A 7,819-nucleotide genomic window follows, 5' to 3' on the forward strand; every position below is an offset into this window, starting at 1 on the left:
TCTGCCAGCCCGGCCAGTTACCGGGCTGGTTTGTTTTATATGGCTTTTTCTTCACGTCCGACGGCCTTTGTAGTATAATTTATATATACACTATTGATAAAGGACTATTTCATGAAGACTCTTCTTACGACATTAAATGCTAAATACGTTCAATCATCCCTGGCCCTGCGCTGCCTGCGCACGGCCTGCCTCCATGCCGGACGCACGGATGTAGTAACGGCAGAATATACGATCAATCACAATGCCTATGACATTTTGCGCCATATTTACCAGTTCCATGCAGAAGTCATCGGCTTTTCGTGTTATATCTGGAATATAGAAATGACCTGCCGCATCATCACGCTGATCCGCCAGGTCATGCCCCATGTCTGTATCTTCGTAGGAGGACCGGAAGTATCGTATACTGCCCGGGAAGTCCTCGACGACCATCCCGATATCGACTACGTCCTTCAGGGAGAAGGGGAACGCATCGTACCGGCTTTCCTGCGCGCATTGGAAGAAGGCCGCGACGGTACGGATATTCCCGGCGTCCTGGGCCGTGTGGCAGGGGAGATACGGGGAAATGAAGTGTTTGCCGAAATAGCGGACCTGGATACCCTGCCTTTTCCCTACGAAGGTGAAGATTTCAGCCAGCTGGCCCATAAAATCATCTATTATGAAAGCTCACGGGGATGCCCGTTCCACTGCCAATACTGCTTGTCCGGCATGAGTGATACGGTCCGGTTCCGTTCCGTGCCGCTGGTCCTGTCTGAACTGGAGCAGTTCGTCGCCGCCGGGGTCCACCAGGTAAAATTCGTGGACCGGACATTCAACTGCAATCCCCGTCATCACCGGCCCCTCATCGAATACATGATTCACGTGCAGAAGCCGGTCAATTTCCATCTCGAGATTGAACCGGGCGTCCTCACCGATGACGATCTGGATCTGCTGGCCCGGGCCCCGAAAGGACGGATCCAGTTGGAAATGGGCATCCAGTCTACATATGAACCGACGCTGAAGGCGATTCACCGCCACAATGACTGGCCCCGCATTACGGCCATCATGAAGAAGCTGACGGCCCTCCATACGATGCACCTCCATCTCGATCTGATCGTCGGGCTGCCTTATGAAGATTATGACCATCTGCAGCAGTCGTTCAATGATATTTATGCGTTGCGGCCGGACAAACTCCAGATTGGCTTCCTCAAGCTGCTCAAAGGATCGGGCATCCGCCGCGACTATCCCGATGATTACCGCTATGATCCGTGCGGTCCTTATGAAGTACTGGCCACGACCTGGCTCCCTTATGAAAAGGTGCAGTTCCTGAAAGTGCTGGAAGATGTATTCGAACGGACCTATAATTCAGGAAAATTTTTCTATACCCTGCGTTATCTGGAGCGGTTTTATGCAGACAATATATTCCGGCTCTATGAAGCCATGACCCGGTCCTGGCTGAAAGCCGGCAATGATCGTATCGCCGTGGCCGATAAAGCCCTCTGCCACTTCCTCTGGGATTTCATCTGTCACGATGCCCGTGTTCCCGCACCGGCTCATAGGGTACTAAAGGAATTGTTGTCCCTCGACATGCTGATTACCTTCCGGTTCCGCCTGCTGCCAGACTTTCTCGGCTGGCAGGAAGCGCCGCGGAAGGATACGGACCGGCTGTTCCGCGAAGAAGAACGGCTTCGCCCGTATATAGGAAACTACCGGTTTACCAACTGGCGGGATATTAAAATGCGTTATCGCATCTGGCCAGTGTGTGACAGGACGAAAGAAGCCCTGTCCTGCTATCGCCATGCACCAGCCGGTCACGCCTGGATCATCTCCTTCAAAGACGATGAAGGCATATCCTGGCAGATGATGGCGGCAGCAGCGGATGGACGGCAGGAGACAGAAGATACAGGAAAGGATTGTCATGGAACGATATAACGTATACTCTTCTTATTTAAAAGCAACATATGGAGAAAAGGTATATAAACTGCCGATCAGCATTCCCGATACCTGTCCGAACCGGGATGGTACACTGGGAGTGAGAGGCTGCGTTTACTGTGGATCCATCGGCGCCGGTTATGAAAATCTGCCGGCTTCGGTGACGATTCAGGAACAGATAGAGCAGAATATTGCCCACATCCAGCCGAAATATAAAGCAAAGAAATTCATAGCCTATTTTCAGAATTTTACCAATACCTACCTGCCACCGGAGACATTCCGGGATTACCTGATCCAGGCCTGTCAGCCCGATATCGTCGGTATCGCCGTAGCTACGCGGCCGGACTGCATCAACAAGGTATATCTCGATTATATGGCGGAAATCAAGGAAAGATACGGTGTCGATATCCTCGTCGAATTCGGCCTGCAGACGGCAAACTACAAGACGCTGCAGAAAATCAACCGCGGCCATACGCTGGCAGAATACATTGATGCCATGATGATGATGCGGGAGTATCCGTTCCGTACCTGTACCCACGTCATCCTGGATCTCCCATGGGATACGATGGACGATGTTGTGGAAACGGCAAAAATCATTTCGGCCCTCGGCAGTGACGAAGTTAAATTGCATGCCCTGTACGTCATTAAAAATACCGTACTGGCCGACTGGTATCATCAGGGAAATATCGCACTGGTCCCTGTCGAAGAGTACGTAGACCGGGTCGTCACCTTCCTCGAATACAGCCGTCCCGATATCGTATTCCAGCGTCTCATCGGCAGGGCCCCAAAAGAAGCGACAGAATTTGCCAACTGGGGTATGGGCTGGTGGAAAATCCGCGATATGATTGATGCGGCTCTCCTGCAGAAGGATACATGGCAGGGTAAAAAGTGTGACTATCTCGGTGGCAAAGCCGTGCGTAAATTCATGACAAAAGACTAAAAGGAGACTTATAGCGTGTCTATAGAAAAAAGACTGACCTTTATCGATATGACAGAAGCCAAAGCCGTATTGGGGATGAAAGACGAATTTCTCAGGACCCTGCAGAAAGAATTTCCCAGCTGCCGTATTGCTGCCCGGGGAAATGAAGTCATCATGACCGGTCCGGAACCGGATGTCAGCCAGGCAGCCCAAGTATTTTCTGAACTTCGTTACCTCAACCGGGAAAATACATATATTACGACCCAGCACGTGCGCTATTCGGCCGACCTGATCCGCCAGGGACAGGAAGAGCTGCTTCACGACATTTACAGTGACACCGTGAGCATTTCTGCCAGAGGCCGGCTGATCAAACCGAAGACGGCCGGACAGAAACGCTACGTCGATTCGATCCGTAAGAATCTGGTGACATTCGGAATCGGCCCGGCCGGCACAGGCAAGACCTATCTGGCTGTAGCCCTGGCTGCCTTTTATCTGAAAAACCGGGAAGTCGAACGGATCATTCTCACTCGTCCGGCTGTCGAAGCCGGGGAAAAACTGGGATTTCTGCCGGGCGATCTGCAGGAAAAAATCGATCCCTATCTGCGGCCCCTGTATGACGCCCTGGCAGACATGTTCGGCTTTGACCAGTTCCAGAAGCTCATTGCCCGTAATATCATTGAAGTGGCCCCTCTGGCATACATGCGCGGCCGTACGCTGGAAGAATCGTTTATCATACTCGATGAAGCCCAGAACACGACGCGGGAACAGATGAAGATGTTCCTCACCCGTATGGGAAATCATTCCCGGGTCGTCGTCAACGGGGACAATACGCAGATCGATCTGGCAGACCGTAAGTTTTCCGGCCTGACCGAAGCAGAAAAGGTACTGGCTCATGTACCGGGTATCGGCATGGTTCATTTCACCGATGCCGATGTCGTCCGTCATGATATGGTCGGACGGATCATACGCGCCTATGAGTCTTTTTATAAAAAGGAATGACGAGAGGAGTTCTGTATTATGAAAATCAACATTAATTATGAAGATGAAGCTTTTCGCAAAGATGGATATGAACAGGTAATCGAACGGGTATGTGATGAAGCTGCCCTGGTCTACGGACTGGGACCCAATGCGGAAATCAGCATATTGCTCTGTCACAATGAATACATCCATCAGCTGAATAAACAGTACCGCAATATCGATCGTCCGACGGATGTCCTGTCCTTTGCCCTTAATGAAGGTGAAGCCGATGGCTATGATGGACCCGATACGGCGCTTCTCGGAGATATTGTCATTTCACTGGAAAAGGTTCAGGAACAGGCCGAAGAATACGGTCATTCCTTTGAACGGGAACTGGCATACCTCACAATCCATGGCATGCTCCACATTTTGGGATACGACCATATGGAACCGGATGACAAGGCAGAAATGCGCAAAGAAGAAGAATTTATTCTCCAGCGCCTTGGCTACGTCCGCGAAGGAGAAGAACTCTGATGACCGATGAAATGACGATTGCCCGCCTCATCCGGTCAGCGAGGGAAGTACAGGAACGAGCCTATGCCCCCTATTCCCATTTCCGCGTAGGGGCAGCCCTGCTGGGAGAAGATGGCACGGTATATACGGGCTGCAATGTGGAAAATGCTTCGTACGGCCTCACTATCTGTGCCGAACGGAATGCCATCTTTCACGCCGTGGCCTGTGGCTGTCGGTGTTTTGCGGCGCTGGTCATCACTGGTGACAGCAAGGACCTCACAGCGCCCTGTGGTGCCTGCCGTCAGGTCATGGCAGAATTTTCCATTCCTGAAATCATCCTGGCCCGACCTGACGATTCGTATGAAACGTTCACGCTGCAGCAGCTCCTGCCGCTGACCTTTGATGAATCGTCCATGGCCTGATCACAGCCTGGCATCCGCTAACTCTATATACATATATAAGAAAGGTAATAACATAATTATGGAAGATACATTTAAATCGGGATTTGTTGCCGTCGTCGGCAGACCGAACGTCGGTAAATCGACCCTGATCAATCACATCATTAAACAGAAAGTCTCTATCGTATCGGATAAAGCGCAGACGACGCGAAACCGGATTCTCTGCATCCATACAGACGAAGAATGCCAGATTGTATTCCTCGATACGCCGGGAATCCACAAACCGCACCATAAACTGGGCGAGTTCATGGATGAAGCGGCCTATCAATCCCTGCAGGATATTGATGCCGTGTTGTTCCTCATATCGGGAAATGAAAAAAAGGGCCCCGGCGACCTGTTCGTCCTGGATAAGCTCAAAGGCACGAAAGTACCTGTTTTCCTGGTCATCAATAAGACGGACCTCATGAGCCGGGAAGAGATTCTGCACAAAATTACCGAATACAATGCCCTCTTTGATTTTGCCCAGATTATCCCTATTTCCGCTCTTACAGGGGATAATGTCGATGCCGTCGTGGATGAACTCAAAAAAATCCTGCCAGAAGGTCCTAAATATTTCCCCGATGACATGATTACCGACCAGCCGGAACGACTGCTGGCCGCAGAAATTGTACGGGAAAAATTATTCCAGTGCCTGCGCGACGAAGTACCACATTCCATCGCTGTGTACGTAGAAGAAATGAAGAATCGTGGCCATAATAAAGTCTATATCCGGGTCACGGTCTACGTCGAACGGGACTCGCAGAAGCGCATCGTCATCGGAAAGAACGGCACTATCCTGAAGGAAGTAGGTCGTCTGGCCCGTCAGGAAATCGAACACGTCCTGGGATCGTCCGTATTCCTCGATATCTGGGTCAAAGTCAAAAAAGACTGGCGCAACAAGCCGTCCGCACTGAGTGAATTCGGGTATAAAAATGAGTAAGCAGAGGAGCGATGTATGATGGAACCAGAGCTGGGACACATAGCACAGTATTTGCTGCTTCTTGTGCCTTCCATTCTGCTGAGCGTTTTTTGTGTTATTGGTAAATTTGCCTTCGTGCAGCTGCGCCGTGAATCCATTGAAGAAATGGTGCGTGACGGCGATACAAAGGCACGGTTTTTATTAAAATTGTATGAAAAACCGGCTATTTTCCTCGGCATGGCCCAGCTGGGCATGGTGATTTCTGGTATGGCCGCGGGAGCTGTCGTATTTTATGTACTGTATGAGGCATTTCCCCTGCTGCACGGATGGATACCGCTCTGGGCCGTCGGTATCCTGTATATCTGTGTCATTCTCCTGGTCTGCATCTGCCTGTGGGTTTTTGGCGAACTGATCCCCAAATCGATTGGCCTGCAGCGGGCCGAAGGAGGACTGAAACGGGTCAGTCATTTCCTTTACTCTGCCAGCCGCCTGTTTTACCCCTTCATCATCTTTGGCAACTGGCTGGGGCAGCGACTTCTCAAAAACCGCAATCTCGACGTGACCAATGAAATCGATATGGCTCATTCGGAAGATGAAATCCGCATGCTCATCACGGCCAGTCATAAAGAAGGCAAAATAGACCCGGTGGAAAGCGAACTCATTGGCAACGTCTTTGATTTTGCCGACCGTCTGGCCAAGGAAATCATGGTGCCACGTCAGGAAATCGTCTGCCTCTATGTAGAAGAAACGATGAACCAGCACCTGAAAACCATCCGTCAGTCCCGCCATACGCGCTATCCACTCTGTACAGAAGATAAGGACCATATCCTGGGACTGATCCACATTAAGGATTTCATGGATTTGTATATTCACAAACGGAGCAATCTCCGCCTCATCAAGCGGCCTATCCTCATGGTACCGGAAATCATGCCGGCATCACAGCTCCTGCAGCTCATGCGGGCCCGCCGTACCTATCTGGCGACGGTTGTCGATGAATACGGCAGCACTGTCGGCCTCATCGGGCTGGAAGATATTCTGGAAGAACTGGTAGGCAATATCCGGAACGAACATTCGTCGGAACAGGAAGAAATCCAGCCTCTTCCCAATGGTGCCTACGAATTTGACGGCACGGTGCTCCTGGAAGATGTAGAAGAAATGCTCCATATCCCGGTGGAAGAAGATGTCGATACCGATACAATCGGCGGCTACGTCTTTTATCTCCTGGGCCATACGCCGAACGTAGGTGAAGAAGTCGTCATCGGATCATACAAATTCAGTGTGCTGGAAGTACAAGGGTTCCGCATTGCCCGGATAAAGGCCGTGCCTATGCCGCCGGCAGATGATACAGAAGGGGAAGGAACGGATGAACAGAAGGACTAATTCCTACGGTCCCATGCAGAAGACCCGGGCCTATACAGGCATCATCCTTCGCCTGCAGAAAGGCCGGTCCCGGCAGCTGCAGCTGACCATATTCACAAAAGAATCGGGCATCCTCTACGTCTATGCGCCTAAAGGGAAAAAGGGATATAATCAGGGATTTGGCAGTTTTATGGCCTTTTCTCCCATTACCTTTGATGCCTGGGAACGGGATCACGTCCTGTTTATGGGAGAATACGAGAGCCATCGCAGTACGATTCTCGATGCCCTGACTTGGGACTATTACGTCTATACCCAGATGTTTGTGGAAATGGTGCTGGCCATTATACCGGCTGGCGAACCGGATGAACGGATATATGAGCTCATCGGCTGTTACAGCCGGGCCATTGCCAGCCGCAACGTCCGCGTAGCGACCATCATCGCCGGATGGCAGCTGACGGCCTGTGCCGGCTATATGCCCGATACAGCGGCCGCTCAGGTGTATATGGGACCAGGGACTGATGGCAGAAAGACCTATTACCTGTCCGATGAAAGAGAAAACATGCAGCCCGTCCCTTTGCCGTCAGCCGTCCGTCAGCTATGGCAGACTCTTTTAACCTATTCCTGGCAAAAGACAGATACCATACAGCTCCCCCGGAATCAACTGGCATTCCTGGAACACCTGCTGTACAGCTACGTAGAAGAACTCAGCGGCCGACAACTCAAATGCCGTAAACTGATAGAAGAGGGAAAGAAAGTGTAAGGGAGAGAGAGTTTGAAGTTTGATGAAAGAAAAGACGAGCCCCACGA

8 protein-coding genes are annotated in these 7,819 nt (G+C 51.1%); all 8 read left to right on the forward strand.

Going from position 1 to position 7,819, the window contains the following annotated elements; all coding sequences use genetic code 11:
* Positions 1 to 111: 111 nt before the first annotated feature.
* Genes B2U90_RS11350 through recO form a run of 8 tightly spaced genes read left to right on the forward strand, consistent with a single transcriptional unit; the run spans position 112 to position 7,772 of the window.
* Positions 112 to 1,908 (forward strand): B12-binding domain-containing radical SAM protein, encoded by a 1,797-nt coding sequence (locus tag B2U90_RS11350; protein WP_292017826.1) that lies wholly within the window; start codon positions 112 to 114, stop codon positions 1,906 to 1,908.
* Positions 1,895 to 2,848 (forward strand): TIGR01212 family radical SAM protein, encoded by a 954-nt coding sequence (locus B2U90_RS11355; RefSeq protein ID WP_292017827.1) that lies wholly within the window; start codon positions 1,895 to 1,897, stop codon positions 2,846 to 2,848. The genes B2U90_RS11350 and B2U90_RS11355 overlap by 14 nt, the downstream gene beginning before the upstream one ends.
* 48 nt (positions 2,849 to 2,896) lie before the next feature.
* Positions 2,897 to 3,826: a PhoH family protein gene (locus B2U90_RS11360; RefSeq protein WP_292017864.1), complete on the forward strand. Its 930-nt coding sequence runs from the start codon at positions 2,897 to 2,899 to the stop codon at positions 3,824 to 3,826.
* Positions 3,827 to 3,844: 18 nt separating this feature from the next.
* Positions 3,845 to 4,318 carry an rRNA maturation RNase YbeY gene (ybeY, locus tag B2U90_RS11365; protein WP_059077175.1) on the forward strand — a complete coding sequence of 158 codons (474 nt, stop codon included), beginning with the start codon at positions 3,845 to 3,847 and terminating at the stop codon, positions 4,316 to 4,318.
* Positions 4,318 to 4,719 (forward strand): cytidine deaminase, encoded by a 402-nt coding sequence (locus B2U90_RS11370; RefSeq protein ID WP_292017828.1) that lies wholly within the window; start codon positions 4,318 to 4,320, stop codon positions 4,717 to 4,719. The genes ybeY and B2U90_RS11370 overlap by 1 nt, the downstream gene beginning before the upstream one ends.
* 58 nt (positions 4,720 to 4,777) lie before the next feature.
* Positions 4,778 to 5,674 (forward strand): GTPase Era, encoded by an 897-nt coding sequence (gene era / locus B2U90_RS11375; RefSeq protein ID WP_059077177.1) that lies wholly within the window; start codon positions 4,778 to 4,780, stop codon positions 5,672 to 5,674.
* A 15-nt stretch (positions 5,675 to 5,689) separates the two neighbouring features.
* Complete coding sequence (locus B2U90_RS11380) at positions 5,690 to 7,033, forward strand: hemolysin family protein (RefSeq protein WP_307788684.1); 1,344 nt, start codon at positions 5,690 to 5,692, stop codon at positions 7,031 to 7,033.
* On the forward strand, positions 7,017 to 7,772 hold the full coding sequence (gene recO, locus B2U90_RS11385) for a DNA repair protein RecO (RefSeq protein ID WP_292017829.1): 756 nt from the start codon (positions 7,017 to 7,019) through the stop codon (positions 7,770 to 7,772). Before B2U90_RS11380 ends, recO begins: the two co-directional genes overlap by 17 nt.
* The last annotated feature ends 47 nt before the right edge of the window (positions 7,773 to 7,819 follow it).

Origin of the sequence: Megasphaera sp. UBA4233 (genome assembly GCF_002395615.1) — a bacterium.
GTDB classification, from domain to species: Bacteria; Bacillota; Negativicutes; order Veillonellales; family Megasphaeraceae; genus Megasphaera; species Megasphaera hexanoica.